We start from the raw sequence: 17,406 nt of genomic DNA on the forward strand, positions 1-17,406 counted from the left end.
AGTAAACACGTTCTGGCGATTGCCCTTCAGTCCAGACGCTTATGAAACAGGCGAATGGCCAACGTGAGCATGATCGCGATGAAGGCGACCAGCGCGAGCCCGTCGTGCCACAGATCGCTGATGTCGGCGCCGCGCAGCATGATGCCGCGTATCAGGCGCATGAAGTGCGTCAACGGCAGCGCCTCGGAAATCCACTGCGCCGGCTCCGGCATGCCGGCATAGGGAAACATGAAACCCGAGAGCAGGATCGACGGCAGAAAGACGAAGAACGTCATCTGCATCGCCTGGAACTGCGAGCGTGCCCGCGTGGAAATGAGCAGGCCAAGCGAGAGGTTGGCGAGAATCAGCAGGCTGGAGGCGATGTAGACGTCCCACAGGCTGCCGCGAATGGGCACGCGGAACAGCCACACGCCCAGCAACAGCACCACCGTGGTCTGCACCAGGCCGATGGCCGCATACGGCAGCACCTTGCCGATCATCAGTTCGGTGCGGCTGAGCGGCGTGGTGATGAGCAACTCCATGTTGCCGCGCTCGGTTTCGCGCACGATGGCCACGGCGGTGAACAGCACCATGGTCATGGTGAGGATGACGCCGATGAGTCCCGGCACGATGTTGACCGGCGAACGTCGCTCCGGGTTGTAGAAGCTCACCACGCTGATCGGCGTTTGCGCGCGCGCATGGAAATTGTCCGGCTGGTTGAGCGGGTATTGCGCCAGTTGCGCGGCCGCCGACTGCACGACGTTGTCGCTGCCGTCGACCATCACCTGGATGGCTTCGCGTCCATCCAGCTTGCGGCGTTCGAAATCCGGCGGAACGGCGATGCCCACGCTGATGCGGCCCTCGCGCAGCAGGTCGACCAGTTCCTGTGGAGACTGCGCGTTGGCGCTCAGTGCGATGACGCCGCTGGCCAGCAAGTCCTGCACGGCGGCGCGCGACCCGGTGGTCTGCGCCTGGTCGGCCACGGCGGCCGGCAGGTTGCGGAGGTTGAGATTGATCGCGTAGCCGAACAGCACCAATTGCAGGATCGGCATGCCCATGATCATGGCGAGCGTGATGCGGTCGCGCCGAAGCTGGCGCAGCTCCTTCACCATGATGGCCCACAGCCGTCGGAGGTTCATGCGGCTTGCTCCTCGCGTTGCGCATGCTTGCGCGTGGCGACGACGAAGACGTCTTCGAGATTCGGCGTGACGCTTTCGATGTCCATCGTGGCATCGACGTCGTGCGTCGCGCCGCGCAGTTCATCCACGGTGACGTTGTCCTTGCGCATCAGCACGCGCAGTTCGTTGCCGATCTGGGCCACGCTCAATACGTCGGGATGGCCATCGAGCGCTGCCTTGGCCTGGCGAGGCGACTGGGCGCGTATGACGAAGGTGCGGCCACGCAGCTTGTCGGTGAGCTCCTTGGGTGTGCCGTCGGCGACGAGGTTGCCGGTGTCGAGAAACGCGAGGCGATGGCAGCGCTCGGCCTCGTCCATGTAGTGCGTGGAGACGAGGATGGTGGTGCCGGCGTCGGCAAGTTCGAACAGTTTTTCCCAGAAATCGCGGCGCGATTCGGGATCGACCGCGCTGGTCGGCTCATCCAGGAACAGCAGCTCGGGCTTGTGCACGATGGCGCCGGCGAGCGCCAGGCGCTGCTTCTGGCCGCCGCTCATGGTGCCGGCCAGTTGTTCCTGCCGATCGTCCAGGTGGTAGCGCTTCAACAACTCATCGACGCGCGTGCGCGTGTCGTGGCGCGAGAGGCCTTGCACGGTAGCGAGGAACTCCAGGTTCTGGCGCACCGAGAGGTCGTCGAACAGCGAGAACTTCTGCGTCATGTAGCCGATGCGTCGCTTCAACGCTTCGGCCTGTTCGGGAACGCGCAGGCCCAGCACGTCGATGTCGCCTTCGCTCGGCGTCAACAACCCGCACAGCATGCGGATGGTGGTGGACTTGCCCGAGCCGTTCGGGCCGAGGAAGCCGTACACGCAGGCGCGCGGCACGTCGAGGTTCACACCGTTCACGGCGACCAGCGCAGCAAAGCGCTTGGTCAATCCGCGCACGTGGATAGCAGACTCAGTCATGGCTGCTCTTGCCCGGGAATGCCACCGCGACCGGGAAGCCCTGCGGAAGATCGCGTGCATCGGTGTCAAGGGCGATCTCCGCCAGATAGCTCAGTCGCGTGGCGTCCTCGCCGTTCAACGCGTAGTAGGGCGTGAAGGTGGGTTCGCTGCGGATCATGCGCACGGTGCCGTGAAACTGCCGCGTTCCGTCGTGCAAGTGCACGACCGCCTTGTCGCCCACCTTGATCGACGGGCGCAGCGAAGACGGCACGTAGATGCGCGCATACGGCGTGTCGCTGGCGAGCAGGATGACCAGCGGCGTGCCCGGTTGGGCCTGGTCGCCCAGCTTGTAGGGAAGGCTGTCCACGCGCACGTCGCGCGGTGCGGTCAAGTCGAGCTTGTCCAGGTCGACCGCTCGGGAGGCGGCGTTGGCCGTGGCCGCAGCGACCGCGGCGCGTGCCTGTGCCACGTCTTCCACGCGCGATCCGTTGAGCAGTTGATCGAGTGCGGCGCGATCGGCGGCGACGGCCGCGTCGGCATTGCCGGCCGAAGCCTTGGCGCGGTCGAGGTCGGCTGCGGCGACGAACTGTTGCGTGCCCAGCGCGGCAAGCCGCTGGTAGTAGGCATTCGCATCGCGCGATTGCGCCTGCGCGCCCACGAGATTGGCGCGTGCCTGGCGGATCAATTCCTCGCGCGGCCCGCGCTGGAGTTCCAGCAAGGCCTGTTGCTGTTGTTGCAGGTCGGCGCGCGCCGTGTCGAGCGCCGCCTGCGTGCGCGTGGTTTCGAGCTGCATGATGCGCGTGCCGGCGGGGACGTACTGGCCTTCGCGCACATCGATTTTCACGATGTGCTCCGCGGCGGGCGCGGGCAGGGTGATGCGGTCGAATTCCACCGTGCCGAGCACGTCGGGTGGCGCGTTGTGACATCCCGCGAGCAGCAGCGGCGCGGCGATCAAAGCGATGCGAAAGCGGCGATCAGTTTTCATGAGCGGGCTCCATGCCGTGTCCAAGCAGGGCAAGTGCGTGGCGAACCAAGACCTCCGTGCCCAGGTCCGCCTGGAATATCTGCCGCCAGATCGGTGCACTGGCGGCAGGGAACAGCGTGAGTCCGATCAGCGACACCACCAGCAGGCGCGGATCGAGCGCGGCATTGAGCTGCCCGTTCTGCTGCGCCTGCGCAAAGCGGCCGGCCAGCATCTGCGGCAATTCGGGGCCGATGCGCGAGAGCAGAAGCTCGCGCAGCGCGCCGCCTTCGCACAGCACTTCGCGGACCCACAGCGAGGGAAACCAGGGAAAGGTATCGACCAGCCCCAACACCCCCTGCACGAATTGCCGTGCCATCGCGTGCACGTCGTCGCCCACGCCGGCCACCATCTCGCGCAGGGTCATTACCGCGGGCAGCAGGCGTTCCGCGAAGACCGCGTCCTGTAGAGCCAGCTTGCTGCCGAAGTAGTAATTGAGCATGGCGGGTGTGACGCCGGCTTCCTTGGCAATGCTGCGCAACGAGGTGGCGGCGATGCCGTCGCGCACGAAGCAGGCGAGCGCCGCTTCGATCAGGCGGGCGCGCAAGTCGGGGCTGTCCGTGGTGGGACGCCCGGGGGAACGGCGCTTGGCGGGCTTCGGGGGAGTGGTTTTGATCGTCATGTCTTTTAATTAATCATAGCTTTAATTAATTTGCAAGTGGTTGGTGTGAAAGAGATTGATGTGGGATTCGGAGCCGCTTGCGGCCAGTGCGAGGTGGGGCCTGGCTCGTTATTCCGGCCTGCGCCGGAATGACGGACAAACAAGCCAAAGAAAAAGGCCGGCACTAGGCCGGCCTTTGGAACCAAGCGATGGGTTGAAGCTCAGCCGCCAGGCACCACCGGCAGGCTGATGGAGCTGGCCGTGCCCGGTGTATGCCACACGCGCTGCGTGGCCTTCTGATAGTCGCCGGGTTTCGCGTCGAAGATGTTCGGCACGTACTTTTGCGGGTTGCGGTCGTACAGCGGGAACAGGCTGGACTGCACCTGCACCATAATGCGGTGGCCCGGCTGGAACACATGGTTGGTGGTGGGCAAGCCGAAGCTGTAGAGCAGCGGCTGGTCGGGCGTGAGCGCCTGCGGATGTTCGAAGCTGGTGCGGTAGCGGCCGCGGAAGATGTCCAGCGACACGGCCAGTTCGTAGCCGCCCATCTCCGGGTTGGAAGGCACCGTGTCCGGATACACGTCGATCAGCTTCACTACCCAGTCGCTGTCCGTGCCGCTGGTGGAGGCGTATAGGTTCACCTGCGGCGCACCGCCGATGTGGACGGGCGCGGTCAGCGGTTCGCTCACATAGGTAAGGACGTCCGGACGTCCATCCACGAAGCGCTGGTCGTTGACCAGCCAGCGCGTCCACGCGTCGTGGTCGGCGAAATGCACCGGACGCGGCTGGTAGGGCACGGGCTTGGCGGGATCGGAGACGTACTCATCGTACTTCGGCGCATCCGTCGCCGGCGCATTGAAGGAGAGCGCACCGTTGGCGCCCAGGTAAAGCGACTTGGGCTTGTTCGCGCAGCCCTTGTCGCAGCTGAGCGGCCAGGACTTGTAGCGATCCCAATGGTTTTCGCCGGTGTTGTAGATCAGCACCGGCGGTGTGTTGGTCTTGGGCGCGCCGGCCACGAGGTATTGATCGAAGAACGGCTTGAGCACATCGCGACGGAACTGCAGCGAGGTATCGCCATCCCATTGCAGCGGACCCAGCGAGCGGCCGTCGTAGTTGACCTGGCTATGGCGCCACGGACCCATCACGAGGTAGTTCTTGTCGTTGCCCTTGTCCTTGGATTCGGTGGCGGCGTAGCTGTGGATGGCGCCCCACATGTCTTCCTGGTCCCACAGGCCCTGCAGCCACATGGTGGGCACGGTGAGCGGCTGCTCGGCCATTACCTTGTCCAATGCCTGGCCTTGCCAGAACGCATCGTAGGACGGATGTTCGTCGAGCTTGCGCCAGAACGGCAGCTGCTCGAAGCCGCGGCTGCGCGCGTAGTCGCCTGCGGAACCGGCGTTGAGGAAGTTGGTGTAGTCGTCGTAGCCCGCGCGGCCCATGCTGCCGCCTTTGCCCTTCTGCGCGGTCTGGCCGTAGATGTAGTCGAAGTTGGTCTGGCGGAACGCGCCGTAGTGGAACCAGTCGTCGCCCATCCAGCCATCCACCATCGGGCTTTCCGGTGCGGCCACCTTGAGCGCCGGATGCGGGTGGACCAGCGCCATCACCACGGTGAAGCCTTCGTACGAGGAACCGAGCATGCCCACGCGGCCGTTCGATTCGGGCAGGTTCTTGACCAGCCAGTCGATGGTGTCGTAGGCGTCGGTGGAATGATCCACGTCGCTGGAGTTGAGCGGACCGTGCAGCGGCCGCGTCATCACGTAGTCGCCCTCGGAGCCGTACTTGCCGCGCACGTCCTGGAACACGCGGATGTAGCCGCTGTGCACGAATACCTCGTCGCCCTGCGGCAGCGTGGCATCCATGTGCGGGGACACGAAGCGCTCGGCGCGACCGCTCGCGTCGTACGGCGTGCGCGTCAGCAGGATCGGCGCGTTGCGTGCGTTCTTCGGAATCACGATGACCGTATGCAGCTTCACGCCATCGCGCATCGGGATCATCACCTCGCGCTTCACGTAGTCGTAGCTCGCGGTATCGGCAACGAAGGCCTTGGACGGAACATCAGGCGTGAGCGGTGCCGTCTGCGCGTGCGCAAGCGTGGCAGCGAAGGCGCTGAAGGTGGCGACGGCGAGCAAGGTGCGGCGAATGGACATGAATCCTCCAGGCAAACGGCCAGGCATGGGCCGTTCCGGTGAGTGAAGCGGGTGGGTGGTTCACAAGGGACTGTAAGCGAGCAGCCTCCGGGCTCCCACCATGACTTCCTGCCTATACGCCCGATTGCGCAAGAATGGGACTGTTGCCATCGCCCTCGCCGGCCACACTGGCTCCCACTCCCCCAGGAAGCCGAGCCATGAAAGCCAATACACGCCAGGATTATTTGCAGCGCATCGACCGCGTCGTCGCGGTGTTGCAATCGTCGGTGGAGCAGGGCGGCCCCTTGCCGGAGCTGTCGCAGCTTGCGGCCGTCGCGCATTTTTCCCCGTTCCATTTTCACCGCATCTATCGCGCCCTGTCCGGCGAGACGGTGGGCCAGACGGTGGCGCGGCTGCGTCTCTTGCGCGCCCTGCGGCTGCTCGCGGAACCGGCGGAACGGGTGACCGAGACCGCGCTGTCGGTAGGCTACGAAACGCCCCAGGCTTTCGCGCGCGCGTTCCGCCAGGCCCTCGGCGCGACGCCGAGCGAGTTGCGTGGGCAGAAGGAGCAACTGGATGCCGCGATGCACCGACTTCGGCGGCCCGCCGTGGATGCCGATGCGGCGGCCCCGGCATTTCAGGTGGAGGTGGTCTCGGTGGAACCGTTCCGCGTGATCGCCACGCGTCACGAAGGCGACTACCGCGAGCTGGCGAAAAGTTATGGACGTCTTTATGCCTGGGCGGCCGATCATGCCTTGCTCGAGCGGCTGGCGGGCATCTACGGTATCCCGCACGATGACGCGCTGGACGCCGTGCCCGGCCAGGGCAGCTACGACTGCGCACTCGACCTGGGTGCCATCGACGGCCATGTGGATGGATCCGCCTATCCCCTGCAACTCGGTGGCGGGCTGTGGGCGCGCTGGCGCCACGTGGGTCCGTACGACCATCTCACTGCGTTGTCCGATCGCCTGATCGAGCAGTGGTTGCCGGACAGCGGCTACGTGCTGCGCGATGTACTTCCATTCCGCCGTTTCTTCGATGATCCCGAAGAAGTACCGGAAGCCGTCCTGCGCGCGGACGTCTATTTGCCGGTCGCGCCGTGCGACATGGGCAGATAGGTCAGCCCGCCTGCTCGGCCCATGGATCGTAGCTGCCGAACCACCACAGATGCCCTTCGAGGTCCCGGCAGCTGTAGCCTGCGCCGCCGTATTCCTTTTCGGCGTACTCGTCGATGATGGTGGCGCCGGCGGCCTTGGCCTGTTCGTAGTGCGCCCTGCAATCCTTCACGATCACGCAGGGGCATTGCGTCTCGCGGCCATCCACTTGGTCGGGCTGCACCATGCGGCGACCAAAGTCGTTGTCGTTCACCGAGCCCAGCATCAGCATGCCATTGCCATAGGTGAGCTGCGCGTGCGCCACGCCGCCCTTGTCATCGTCATAGACGGCTTGCTTGTGGAAACCGAAGGCCTTGCACAGCCAGTCGATGGCCGCGTGCGCGTCGCGATAGCGCAGACAGGGAATGATGGTGCTGCCGGAAACCCGGGGCGTGCTCATGGCTTTGCTCCGTGGACGAGGATGCTCACAGCGTAGCCCGTGCCGTGGCCGTGTCTTGTCGATTTTCCGAGTCAGTCAGGGCGTGCGGTCGTTTTCCACCGCGCGGGGCCAACTGCGGCGAATGGGGGGCTCCAGCTTTTCATCGAGCCTGGCGCGGTTGCGGCCGGCCAGCTTGGCCCGGTACATGGCCAGGTCCGAGCGCTCGACCAGCGAATCGACTGTGTCTTCCGGCGTATGCATGGCGATACCGATGCTCACGCTGAGCACCAGGCCGTCCTGGTTCACCGGAATATCCAGCCGATGCACGCGACGGCACAGGCGCGTGGCCACCTGCATCGCCTGGTTCTGCGCCACGCCGAACAGCATGGCCACGAACTCCTCGCCGCCATAGCGCCCCAGCAGATCGTGCGGGCGCAGCTCGTTGCGCAAGGCTTCGGCCACGGCCACCAGCGCGCGATCGCCCGCGGCGTGGCCTTGCCGGTCATTGAGCATCTTGAAGTGATCGAGGTCGAGGAATAGCAGCGCGATCGGCTGCGAGCCTGCGCTGGCAAGGACCTTGCGCATGCTTTCGGTCCACGCGCGGCGATTGAGCACGTTGGTGAGGGCGTCGGTATCGGCCAGTTCCTGCACCATGTGGCGATCGCGCCGCATCATCAACGCACGATCGGCGAGGCCCAGCGACAGCACGACGGCTTCGAAGGCACCCGCGGCGAGGCAGGCATCGCCCAGCCAGGTGACGTCCGGCAGCACGCCGGTCATCTGCGAGCTGTACAGCGCGGTGAGGGCAAGCAAGGGCGTCCAGCCCACCAGGAAGAACCACGCGGGCCGCGAACCCTGCACGGCTGCGACGATGGCGGCACCCAGCAGCAGCAACGTGCCAATGACCAGCAGCGGCGTCACCAGCACCTGCGCCGTTTGCTGCAACACCGCGACCTGGCTGTTGTCGAGCACCACCACCAGCGGCATGCCGACGGCAAGCGCAACGATGGGGGTTTGTAGCACCGGTGCGTAGCGCGGCAATTCGCAGAAGCGCGAAACGAACATGGCGGCAAAGGCGAGCGACAGCGCCATGGCCGACGAACTGATCATGGCGGCGGCGCCAGATAGCCAGGTCAATTCCAGCGGATGGAACAGATACCCCGTCTGGACACCCTGGATCAGCGCGTAGCAAAGCACGTAACCGGCATACCAGGCGAAGGTGCTGTCGCGCAGCATCAGCGCCAGGCACAGCGCCATCAACGCCATGGCCACCATGACCGCGAAACATGCGCTGGCGAAAGCGAGCCATTGCGAATCGGTCTGCAGGTATTCGTTCCACGACTGCAGGTGGAAACTCGCCACGGCATGGGTGATCGCTCCCGGCTCGATCTTCAGCAGGATCGGTGCGGATGCCGGCGTATCGACGGTGATTCGGTAAGCGAGGCGGCCATTGCCGTGGGCGCTGGCGAGGAAGTCGTCGAGCGACATCCGCAGCGAGGTGCCATCGGCGTTGAACAGCGTGACGGCGGCCAGCGGCGGCGGATAGACGGAAAGTACCCGCTCTTCGCTCACCAGCGGCGGCTGCGGTTGCAGCACCACCCAGGTACCGAGTCCAGACCGGGAGAAACGCTGAAGTAGATTGGGATCGAAGCTGGCGAACTCGCCCCGGCGGTAGGCGTCCAGCACCGACTGCGCAGTATCGCCTGGCACGACGGCACGCGAGGCACCGGTCAGGGCCGTACCGGCGTGCGCCGCGAAGGCGAGCAACGCCAGGGCGAGGATGCCCAGCATCCGCCCGACGCCACGCGTCGCGGTGGTCGCGATAGCCCCAACCATTACCGGTCCCCCTTCTTCGCACGGCTCCTGTCCTGGAGGCATGCGCAGCTTCATGGCCGATCCGGTCGTCCCTGTGAGTAGAAACCCGCGTTACCGGTGGCGCGGGCAGGGCGTCGTCCTTGCTTGTGTCGAGATGGGCCTACGCGGCCCGCCTCGCTGGATCAGGTGACGCGATTTACGTCGAGCCGTATGGAAGGCTAGGGGACCAGCATGCCACAAGGCCGAAGCGCCCGTGTGATAGGCCTTATCACGAGGGTTTCACTGCCTGCGATGCCATCCTCCCCCTTTCCCCGCCCCCATGGGTTCCCAGGAGAGAGGCATGAGCAAGATCCGAGTGGCGCTGCTGGTCGGCAGCCTTCGCAAGGATTCGTTCAATCGTCAGCTGGCCCGCGCGGTGGAAAGGCTGGCACCGGACGACTTCAGTTTCGACCACGTTCGCATCGACAACCTGCCGCTGTACAACCAGGATTTCGATCCCGACTATCCCGCGGAATGCCAGCGGCTGAAAGACGAGATCAAAGCCGCCGATGCGCTGTTGTTCGTCACCGCGGAATACAACCGTTCGATTCCCGGCGTGCTCAAGAACGCCATCGACATCGCCTCGCGCCCGTGGGGCACCAATTCGTTCGCGGGCAAACCGGCGGCCGTGATCGGCGTTTCGGTGGGGGCGCAGGGCACGGCGCTTGCCCAGCAGCATCTGCGCAATGTGCTGGCGTATCTCGACGTTTCCACGCTCGCACAGCCGGAAGTGTTCATCCAGAACAAGGAAGGGCTGTTCGACGCCGATGGCAGGATCGGCAACGAGGGCACCGCGAAATTCCTGCAGGATTTCGTCGATCGCTATGTCGCCTGGGTAAGGCGACACGGCTAGCTTTCACACGGTATGGCTTTATCAAACATCATGCGCCGACCCTGCCAGGACAGGGTCGGCGCATGCGGCCCAGGTGCACCTCAGGGTGTGGTCGGTGATGGGGGATCAACCATTCTCGACCGAGGGACCTTGTGCTCGGTGGGGAATCAATGCGTGCCGGTGGTGCCGGTCGTCCCGCCCGTACCGCCGGTGCCGCCGCCACCACCGGCCGGGGGGCGGTCATTGTGACTGTGGCCATCGCCGCTCATCGCGCCGGCAATGACGGCCGCGCCGACCACGCCCGCGCCGACATACAGCGGCGTGAGGTTGCCCACGGCAGCTGCGCTGGCGCCTGCTGCGCCCTCGCATGGCATCAGGACGGCACCGCCACGGCGGCGATCATCGTCGTCATTCTGCTGCTGGTCGTCCTGGCGAGAACCGGCGCCACCGGCAATGCAAGGTACGGCTGCAGCCCCTTTCTTGTTCTGATCCTGATCGGCCTGCGGCTGATTCTGGGCGAAGGCGTGTCCGACCAGGCCGGTCATGACGATGGCTGCGATGATCTTGCGCATGGAAAGCTCCGAAGATGCTGGCCGGGTTGGCCAATGGATATCGGAGCTACCATACGAATCCGCTACAGGCGGCGAAGTAGGCGAAGGTTTTTCGACAACGAAGGTGAACCACTACAATCGCTGCGCGGCTTTCGTCGCCGCTTCTGAGAATAGGCCTACAAGAGCTATCGGAGAGCGATGTCCGCGAACTACACGTCCCCGCCGGCACCCGAGCCGCAGAGCTTCTCCAGCAGCTGCGTCTGGACATTGCGTGGCGTCTGGTTCGTGGCGGGGCGGCTGCGCGAGTAGCGGCCCTCGGTGTTCAACAACCACGCGCTGGTGTTGTCCGAGAGATACAGCTCCAGTTCCTTCTTCAGGCGGCTGTGCAGCTTCTTGCCTTCCACCGGGAAGCCCGTTTCCACGCGACGGTCGAGGTTGCGCTCCATCAGGTCGGCGCTGGCCAGATAAAACTGCTCGTCGCCATTGTTGAGGAACCAGTACACGCGACTGTGTTCCAGGAAGCGGCCCACAATGGAACGCACGCGGATATTGTGCGAGATGCCCGCCACGCCGGGACGCAAGCAGCACATGCCACGCACGATCAGGTCGATCTTCACGCCGGCCATGCTGGCCTTGTAGAGCGCGCGTATCATCTTGGCGTCGGTGACCGCATTGATCTTGAAGATGATCTGCGCGGGCTTGCCCGCCGCCGCGTGCGCGGTCTCGCGCGCAATCATTTCCAGCAGCGATTTCTTCAGCGTGAACGGCGCATGCAACAGCTTCTTCATCTGCAGCAACTTGCCCATGCCGGTGAGCTGGCTGAAGAGCTTGTGCACGTCCTCGCATAGCGCCTGGTCGGAGGTGAGCAGGCTGTAGTCGGTGTAGAGGCGCGCATTGCCCGTGTGATAGTTGCCGGTGCCAAGGTGTGCGTAGCGCACCAGTTCCTCCCCTTCGCGGCGCTGGATGAGCATCAGCTTGGCGTGCGTTTTCACGCCCACCACGCCGTAGATCACCATGGCGCCGGCCTGCTGCAGGCGCGAGGCGAGCGACAGGTTCGACTCTTCGTCGAAGCGCGCGCGCAGCTCGATGACCACGGTGACTTCCTTGCCGGCCCGTGCAGCGTCCACCAGCGCGTCGACGATCTCGGAATTGGCGCCGCTGCGATACAGCGTCTGCTTGATCGCCAGCACGTTCGGGTCTTTCGCGGCCTGATGCAGCAGATCCACCACCGGCGCGAACGATTCGTACGGGTGCAACAGGAGCACGTCCTGGCGACCGATCACCTGAAACAGGTCCTCGGCTTTCTTCAACGCCTTGGGAATGGACGGCGTGAACGGCGGGTACTGCAGTTCCGGTCGCTGGATCTTGCTGGCAAGGCCAAACAAGCGCGCCAGATTCACCGGGCCGTTCACCTCGTACATCTCGGCGGCAGTGAGGCCGAACTGCTTCAACAGGTAATCGGTGAGCTCGACCGGGCAGTTGTCCGCCACTTCCAGGCGCACGGCGTCGCCGAATCGGCGTGAATACAACTCGCCGCGCAGTGCGCGTGCCAGGTCCTCGACGTCTTCCGGATCGATGGTGAGGTCGGCGTTGCGGGTGAGGCGGAACTGGTAGCAGCCGCGCACGGACATGCCGGGGAACAGTTCTTCGGCGTGCGCGTGGATGATGGAGGACAGCAGCACGAAGTTGTCGCCGCCTTCGCACACATCGTCGGGCAGGCGGATCAGGCGCGGCAGCACGCGCGGCGCTGGCACGATGGCCAGGCCCGAATCGCGGCCGAACGCATCGGTGCCTTCCAACTGCACGATGAAGTTGAGGCTCTTGTTGACCAGCAGCGGGAACGGGTGCGTGGGGTCCAGGCCGATCGGCGTCACCAGCGGCGCCACCTCATGGCGGAAGTAGCGACGCACCCAGAGCTTCTGTTTGTGCGACCACTCGTTGCGACGCACGATGCGGATGCCATGCTCGGCCAGCACCGGCAGGATCTTGTCGTTGAGGATCGCGTACTGCCGCTCGATCTGCTTGTGCGTGATCTCGCTGATCTCGGCAAGCGCCTTGCGCGGCGCCACGCCATCGGAACCGACGATCTCGTGATCGAAGGCGATCTGGCTCTTCAGGCCCGCCACGCGGATCTCGAAGAACTCGTCCATGTTGCTGGAGAAGATCAGCAGGAACTTCAGCCGTTCGAGGATCGGCTTGCTTTCGTCCAGCGCCTGCTCAAGCACGCGGATGTTGAACTGCAGTTGCGACAGTTCGCGATTGATGTAGAGGGACGGATCGTTCAGGTCTGGCGGGACGCTGGCGGCGGGCGCATCGACGTGCGCGACAGGCGCCTTGTCGGTGAGGGAGGCGTCGCGCTCTGCGCTGGTTCGGACAACATCGGTACTCATCGTTTCACCGTTCGATGGGCGGGCGCGCGCAAGGCAGCGCTATCCGCGAATGGAAAGCATGGTAAGCCGCCGATTGCGACCGGGCCATGGCAGGAAAGCGCGGATGTGCGCCGTCACATGTTCGACATGTTGCCCGCCGCATCTGACGAGTCTGTGACAGTGCATACACGAATGTTATGGGGCCGTGATGCAGCTCATGCGTGGTGGGAGTGCCCGCTCAGGCCTGCGGCGTCGCCAGATAACGGCTCGGCGCCATGCCGAGCACGCGGCGGAAGGCCGCGGTGAAAGCACTGGGGTTGCCGTAGCCAAGATCCACCGCCACCTGCGTGATTGCCTCGCCGTTGCTGAGTCGGGTCAGCGCCGAGAGCAGGCATGCCTGTTGCCGCCAGGCGGTGAAGCTCATGCCCGTTTCCTCGCGAAACGTGCGCGTGAAATGGCGCCGACTCATGCCGGCACGCTGCGCCATGTCGTCGATCTTCACTTCCTGCGACGGTTGTTCGAGCAGATCGCGGCAGAGTACGGCCAGGCGCTTCTCGCGCGGCAGCGGCGTACTGAGCGGCAGCACCGGCATGCGGCGGATTTCATCCAGCAGCAGCGCCATGACACGACCGTCGCGACCATCGAGGTCATATTCGGCGGGCAGATCCACTGCTTCCATCAGCAACTCGTGGAGCAAGGGAGAGACGCTGATGACCTGGCAGCGCAAGGAAAGTCCGGCCTGCGCCACGGCTTCCGGCGTCACGTATGCGCTGCGCGTGGAGACCGGCCCGCTCATGTGTACTTCGTGCGATACGCCAGGGGGAATCCACAGCGCACGACGAGGCGGCACCACCCAGCTGCCTTCGCCGGTGATGGTGGTGAGCACGCCGGTGGAGGCGTAAAGCAGTTGGCCGCGGCGGTGCGAGTGCGGCGGAAGCACGTGGTGTGGGGGATACTCGTTGCCCGTGGCGATCACGTCACGGGGCGTGCGGTCATACGTTTCGGCGCGGGCGTTACGCACGGCTTTGGCCCATTTTCGACGGAAACTGACCCAATGGTGTTTGCGGGCCGACATCGGCCACTTTAAGGTGTGCATCCTGGCGGCGCAACCGCGTCGTCTTGCCACATCCGCCCCTGCGAGTCCCCATGCAAACCCGCGTCGAAGACATGCCGTTGGCTGCGCCGTCCAGCGTCCGCGCCGACACCACCGCCGAGCACGGCACCGAATTCCGTATCCTGGGTGCGATCAGCTTCTCGCACCTGCTCAACGACATGATCCAGTCGTTGATCCTGGCGATCTATCCGATCCTCAAGAGCGGCTTCAACCTCAGCTTTGCGCAGATCGGCCTGATCACGTTGACCTACCAGATCACCGCCTCGCTGCTGCAGCCGGCAGTAGGCCTGGTCACCGACAGGAAGCCGATGCCGTACTCGTTGCCAGTAGGCATGGGCTTCACCCTGTGCGGCCTGTTGCTGCTTGCCACCGCGCCGAACTTCACCATGCTGTTGGTGGCTGCGGGGCTGGTGGGTACCGGTTCGTCCGTGTTCCATCCGGAATCCTCGCGCGTGGCGCGCATGGCTTCCGGCGGACGCCATGGTCTGGCGCAATCGCTGTTCCAGGTGGGCGGCAATGCCGGCGCGTCGCTGGGCCCGCTGCTCGCTGCGTGGATCATCGTGCCGCGCGGGCGCGGCAGCGTGGCGTGGTTCTCGCTGGCGGCGCTGCTTGCCATGGTGGTGCTGCTGCAGGTGAGCCGCTGGTATCGCGATCACCACGCCGTGCGCGGCAAGGCAAAGGCGAAGCGTGCCTCGCACATGGTGCTCACCAAGGCGCAGGTGTCGTGGTCGCTGCTGATCCTGGGCCTGCTGATTTTCTCCAAGTATTTCTATCTGGCCAGCCTCAGCAGCTATTACACGTTCTACCTGATCCACAAGTTCGGCGTGTCGGTGCAGAACGCGCAGACGCACCTGTTCGTGTTCCTGTTCGCCGTGGCGGCCGGTTCGCTGATCGGCGGACCGGTGGGCGACCGCATCGGCCGCAAGTGGGTGATCTGGGCATCGATTCTCGGCGTCGCGCCGTTCACGCTGATCCTGCCGCACGCCAGCCTGTTCTGGACCGGCGTACTCACCGTGATCATCGGCCTGATCCTGGCCTCGGCGTTCTCGGCCATTCTGGTCTACGCGCAGGAATTGATTCCCGGCCGCGTGGGCATGGTGTCGGGCCTGTTCTTCGGTTTCGCGTTCGGCATGGGCGGCATCGGGGCCGCCGTGCTGGGACACATCGCCGATGCGCGTGGCATCGAATACGTGTACGGCCTGTGCGCCTATCTGCCCTTGATCGGCATCATCACCGCCTTCCTGCCCAACCTCGAACGCAAGGCAGCTTGAGACATCAGAGGGCGTGCGGCGGCACGCCCTCGCGGGTCATCTTCACCGGCAGGATGTTTCCATCCGCATCGAACACCATGCGGTCGATGCACACCTCGCGATGGTTTCCATCGGTGTCGCCCAGCGGATGGCGGTGATAGACGATGAACCAACTGTCGTCGCGCGCGACATGGAACACGGAGTGGTGCCCCGCACCCGTGCCGATCTTCGGATCCTGCTGCAGGATCTTCCCGATGCGCTTGAACGGACCCATGGGCGAATCGCCGATGGCGTAGGCCACCGAATAGTCCGGGCCGGTCCAGCCGCCCTCGGACCACATGAAGTAGTACTTGCCGTTGCGCTTGAACATCAACGGGCCCTCCACGTATTCCGGCGAGGGCGTGATCTCGTGATAAGCCTTGCCGTCCGGCATGGTTTCGACGCCGCTGAAATCCGGCTTGAGCTTGACGATGTTGGCGTGCTTCCAGCCGCCGTAGATCATGTACCAGCTGCCATCATCGTCGTGGAACACGAACGGATCGATCGGCTGCGCGCCATTGTGGAAAGCATCGATCAGCGGATGACCGAGCAGGTCTTTGTAGGGGCCCTCCGGATGATCGGCTACCGCCACACCGATGCCGCCCAATTCCTTGTCGCTCTGAATGTCGTTGGCAGCGAAGAAGAAGTAGTACTTGCCGTCCTTCTGCGCCATCGCGGGCGCCCACATCGCCTTCTTCGCCCACGGCACGTCGGCCATGCGCAGTACGCCTTCGTGCTTCGTCCAGTGCACGAGATCGCTGGAGGAAAACGCATCGAAGCGGGTCTGCTCGGCGTAACGCTCGGAGGTCGTGGGGTAGATCCAGTACTGGTTCTGGAAAATCGCCGCTTCCGGATCGGCATACCAACCAGGAAACACCGGGTTGCCTGCCTGGGCAACGGCGGCAAACGCCAAGGTGATGGCAAAAGCGATGCGAACCAGCAGATGGCGAATGCGCATGCAGGAAATCCGGCAAGGGAGATGTTCCCGAGGCTAGCGCATCAGAAAATTTTTCGGGAAGAACGACGCGCCGATAAAGCGCGTCGGCGAACGGTGGTCAGACGACCACCGGCTCCGGCTCCAGCCTCACGCCGAATTTCGCGTGTACGCCATCGATCACTTTCTGCGCAAAGGCCCACAACTGGCCGCCCGTGGCACGGCCGTGATTCACAAGCACCAGGGCGTGTCGGTTGGAAATGCCCGCATCGCCTTCGCGCTCACCCTTGAAGCCGCTGTTTTCGATCAGCCACGCGGCCGAGAGCTTCCAGCGTCCGTCGCTGCCGACCCATGACACCAGTTCGGCATGGTCGCGCTTGATCGCCTCGCCAAGGGAAGCGTCGACGATGGGGTTCTTGAAGAAACTGCCTGCATTGCCGATGACCGCCGGGTCGGGCAGCTTCTTCGTGCGCAGGTGGATCACCGCTTCGGCCACGTGGAATGGCGCGGGCTTGTCGACGCCCATCCGCGCCAGTTCTTCGCGGATGCCGGCATAGTCCAGGCGCAACTCGCGGGAGCGGGGCAGGGCGAAACGCACGGCGGTGACGATGTAGCGTCCCGGTTCGTGCTTGAACACCGAGTCGCGGTAGGCGAAGGCGCAGGCGGCGCGATCGAGCACGGCAACGCGACGCTCCTTGGTGTCCCACGCTTCCACGCTTTCGATGAACTCGGCCACTTCCGTGCCGTACGCGCCGATGTTCTGGATCGGCGCGGCGCCCACGGTGCCGGGAATCAGGATCAGGTTTTCCAGCCCTGCGAAACCCTGGCCCAGCGTCCAGCGCACGAAATCGTCCCAGCGTTCGCCTGCGGCCACCGCGATGCGCGCGACTTCGCCGTCTTGCTCCACCTGCACGCCGCGCGTGGCCATGGCCAGCACGGTGCCATCGACATCGCCGGTGAACAGCACGTTGCTGCCTTCACCGAGCACCAGCAGCTTGCCGTCGCGAACGGCGGGGAAATCCAGCAGTTCGGTGAGCTTGGATGCATCGTGGATCTCGGCAAGCAACCGGGCCTTCGCATTGACGCGCAGCGTGTTGCGCGACGCCAGCGATGCATTCTCGATCAGCGTGTAGCCACCCATGTC

The 17,406-nt window shown here is 64.6% G+C and carries 15 protein-coding genes; 3 read left to right on the forward strand and 12 right to left on the reverse strand.

Annotated features, from left to right (window positions below; all coding sequences use genetic code 11):
- Positions 1–26 precede the first annotated feature (26 nt).
- The 5 genes from ABIC75_RS18560 to ABIC75_RS18580 all read right to left on the reverse strand — a co-directional run bounded on the left by ABIC75_RS18560 (position 27) and on the right by ABIC75_RS18580 (position 5,807).
- Positions 27–1,118 (reverse strand): ABC transporter permease, encoded by a 1,092-nt coding sequence (locus ABIC75_RS18560; protein WP_354015387.1) that lies wholly within the window; start codon positions 1,116–1,118, stop codon positions 27–29.
- A complete protein-coding gene (locus ABIC75_RS18565; protein ID WP_354015776.1) occupies positions 1,115–2,044 on the reverse strand; it encodes an ABC transporter ATP-binding protein in 930 nt (309 codons plus the stop codon). Before ABIC75_RS18565 ends, ABIC75_RS18560 begins: the two co-directional genes overlap by 4 nt.
- A 7-nt stretch (positions 2,045–2,051) precedes the next feature.
- The gene (locus ABIC75_RS18570; protein ID WP_354015388.1) at positions 2,052–3,023 is read right to left on the reverse strand and encodes an HlyD family secretion protein; all 972 of its coding nucleotides are present in this window, start codon (positions 3,021–3,023) and stop codon (positions 2,052–2,054) included.
- On the reverse strand, positions 3,013–3,681 hold the full coding sequence (locus ABIC75_RS18575) for a TetR/AcrR family transcriptional regulator (RefSeq protein ID WP_354015389.1): 669 nt from the start codon (positions 3,679–3,681) through the stop codon (positions 3,013–3,015). Before ABIC75_RS18575 ends, ABIC75_RS18570 begins: the two co-directional genes overlap by 11 nt.
- 200 nt (positions 3,682–3,881) lie before the next feature.
- Positions 3,882–5,807 (reverse strand): CocE/NonD family hydrolase, encoded by a 1,926-nt coding sequence (locus ABIC75_RS18580; protein WP_354015390.1) that lies wholly within the window; start codon positions 5,805–5,807, stop codon positions 3,882–3,884.
- Positions 5,808–6,004: 197 nt separating this feature from the next.
- Here ABIC75_RS18580 and ABIC75_RS18585 point away from each other — a divergent pair, with 197 nt between their 5' ends.
- On the forward strand, positions 6,005–6,904 hold the full coding sequence (locus tag ABIC75_RS18585; protein WP_354015391.1) for an AraC family transcriptional regulator: 900 nt from the start codon (positions 6,005–6,007) through the stop codon (positions 6,902–6,904).
- Position 6,905: 1 nt separating this feature from the next.
- Here the strand turns inward: ABIC75_RS18585 and ABIC75_RS18590 are convergent, their stop codons facing one another.
- Positions 6,906–7,340 carry a VOC family protein gene (locus tag ABIC75_RS18590; protein WP_354015392.1) on the reverse strand — a complete coding sequence of 145 codons (435 nt, stop codon included), beginning with the start codon at positions 7,338–7,340 and terminating at the stop codon, positions 6,906–6,908.
- 75 nt (positions 7,341–7,415) lie between these two features.
- Positions 7,416–9,155, reverse strand: a complete 1,740-nt coding sequence (locus tag ABIC75_RS18595) for a GGDEF domain-containing protein (RefSeq protein ID WP_354015393.1) — start codon at positions 9,153–9,155, stop codon at positions 7,416–7,418.
- A 319-nt stretch (positions 9,156–9,474) separates the two neighbouring features.
- Between ABIC75_RS18595 and ABIC75_RS18600 the strand changes: the two genes are divergently transcribed.
- Positions 9,475–10,026 carry an NADPH-dependent FMN reductase gene (locus tag ABIC75_RS18600; RefSeq protein WP_354015394.1) on the forward strand — a complete coding sequence of 184 codons (552 nt, stop codon included), beginning with the start codon at positions 9,475–9,477 and terminating at the stop codon, positions 10,024–10,026.
- 146 nt (positions 10,027–10,172) lie between these two features.
- Here ABIC75_RS18600 and ABIC75_RS18605 read toward each other — a convergent pair whose 3' ends face one another.
- The 3 genes from ABIC75_RS18605 to ABIC75_RS18615 form a co-directional block, all read right to left on the reverse strand.
- Positions 10,173–10,577 carry a hypothetical protein gene (locus ABIC75_RS18605; protein ID WP_354015395.1) on the reverse strand — a complete coding sequence of 135 codons (405 nt, stop codon included), beginning with the start codon at positions 10,575–10,577 and terminating at the stop codon, positions 10,173–10,175.
- Between the two features lie 188 nt (positions 10,578–10,765).
- Positions 10,766–12,946 carry a polyphosphate kinase 1 gene (gene ppk1, locus ABIC75_RS18610; protein ID WP_354015396.1) on the reverse strand — a complete coding sequence of 727 codons (2,181 nt, stop codon included), beginning with the start codon at positions 12,944–12,946 and terminating at the stop codon, positions 10,766–10,768.
- A 217-nt stretch (positions 12,947–13,163) separates the two neighbouring features.
- Positions 13,164–13,946 carry an AraC family transcriptional regulator gene (locus ABIC75_RS18615; protein WP_354015397.1) on the reverse strand — a complete coding sequence of 261 codons (783 nt, stop codon included), beginning with the start codon at positions 13,944–13,946 and terminating at the stop codon, positions 13,164–13,166.
- 125 nt (positions 13,947–14,071) lie between these two features.
- Here ABIC75_RS18615 and ABIC75_RS18620 point away from each other — a divergent pair, with 125 nt between their 5' ends.
- Complete coding sequence (locus tag ABIC75_RS18620) at positions 14,072–15,310, forward strand: MFS transporter (RefSeq protein WP_354015398.1); 1,239 nt, start codon at positions 14,072–14,074, stop codon at positions 15,308–15,310.
- A 4-nt stretch (positions 15,311–15,314) separates the two neighbouring features.
- Here the strand turns inward: ABIC75_RS18620 and ABIC75_RS18625 are convergent, their stop codons facing one another.
- Both ABIC75_RS18625 and murB read right to left on the reverse strand, forming a co-directional pair.
- On the reverse strand, positions 15,315–16,286 hold the full coding sequence (locus ABIC75_RS18625; protein WP_354015399.1) for a glycoside hydrolase family 43 protein: 972 nt from the start codon (positions 16,284–16,286) through the stop codon (positions 15,315–15,317).
- Positions 16,287–16,383: 97 nt separating this feature from the next.
- Positions 16,384–17,403 (reverse strand): UDP-N-acetylmuramate dehydrogenase, encoded by a 1,020-nt coding sequence (murB, locus tag ABIC75_RS18630; protein WP_354015777.1) that lies wholly within the window; start codon positions 17,401–17,403, stop codon positions 16,384–16,386.
- Positions 17,404–17,406 lie beyond the last annotated feature (3 nt).

Origin of the sequence: Dyella japonica (genome assembly GCF_040545895.1) — a bacterium.
Lineage (GTDB): Bacteria > Pseudomonadota > Gammaproteobacteria > Xanthomonadales > Rhodanobacteraceae > Dyella > Dyella japonica_D.

Bases quoted from the DNA above. Each gene is read 5' to 3' on its own strand.
- ABIC75_RS18560 (WP_354015387.1), bottom strand. From the start codon at position 1,118: ATGAACCTCCGACGGCTGTGGGCCATCATGGTGAAGGAGCTGCGCCAG.
- ABIC75_RS18570 (WP_354015388.1), bottom strand. From the start codon at position 3,023: ATGAAAACTGATCGCCGCTTTCGCATCGCTTTGATCGCCGCGCCGCTG.
- ABIC75_RS18575 (WP_354015389.1), bottom strand. From the start codon at position 3,681: ATGACGATCAAAACCACTCCCCCGAAGCCCGCCAAGCGCCGTTCCCCC.
- ABIC75_RS18580 (WP_354015390.1), bottom strand. From the start codon at position 5,807: ATGTCCATTCGCCGCACCTTGCTCGCCGTCGCCACCTTCAGCGCCTTC.
- ABIC75_RS18585 (WP_354015391.1), top strand. From the start codon at position 6,005: ATGAAAGCCAATACACGCCAGGATTATTTGCAGCGCATCGACCGCGTC.
- ABIC75_RS18590 (WP_354015392.1), bottom strand. From the start codon at position 7,340: ATGAGCACGCCCCGGGTTTCCGGCAGCACCATCATTCCCTGTCTGCGC.
- ABIC75_RS18595 (WP_354015393.1), bottom strand. From the start codon at position 9,155: ATGGTTGGGGCTATCGCGACCACCGCGACGCGTGGCGTCGGGCGGATG.
- ABIC75_RS18600 (WP_354015394.1), top strand. From the start codon at position 9,475: ATGAGCAAGATCCGAGTGGCGCTGCTGGTCGGCAGCCTTCGCAAGGAT.
- ABIC75_RS18605 (WP_354015395.1), bottom strand. From the start codon at position 10,577: ATGCGCAAGATCATCGCAGCCATCGTCATGACCGGCCTGGTCGGACAC.
- ppk1 (WP_354015396.1), bottom strand. From the start codon at position 12,946: ATGAGTACCGATGTTGTCCGAACCAGCGCAGAGCGCGACGCCTCCCTC.
- ABIC75_RS18620 (WP_354015398.1), top strand. From the start codon at position 14,072: ATGCAAACCCGCGTCGAAGACATGCCGTTGGCTGCGCCGTCCAGCGTC.
- ABIC75_RS18625 (WP_354015399.1), bottom strand. From the start codon at position 16,286: ATGCGCATTCGCCATCTGCTGGTTCGCATCGCTTTTGCCATCACCTTG.
- murB (WP_354015777.1), bottom strand. From the start codon at position 17,403: ATGGGTGGCTACACGCTGATCGAGAATGCATCGCTGGCGTCGCGCAAC.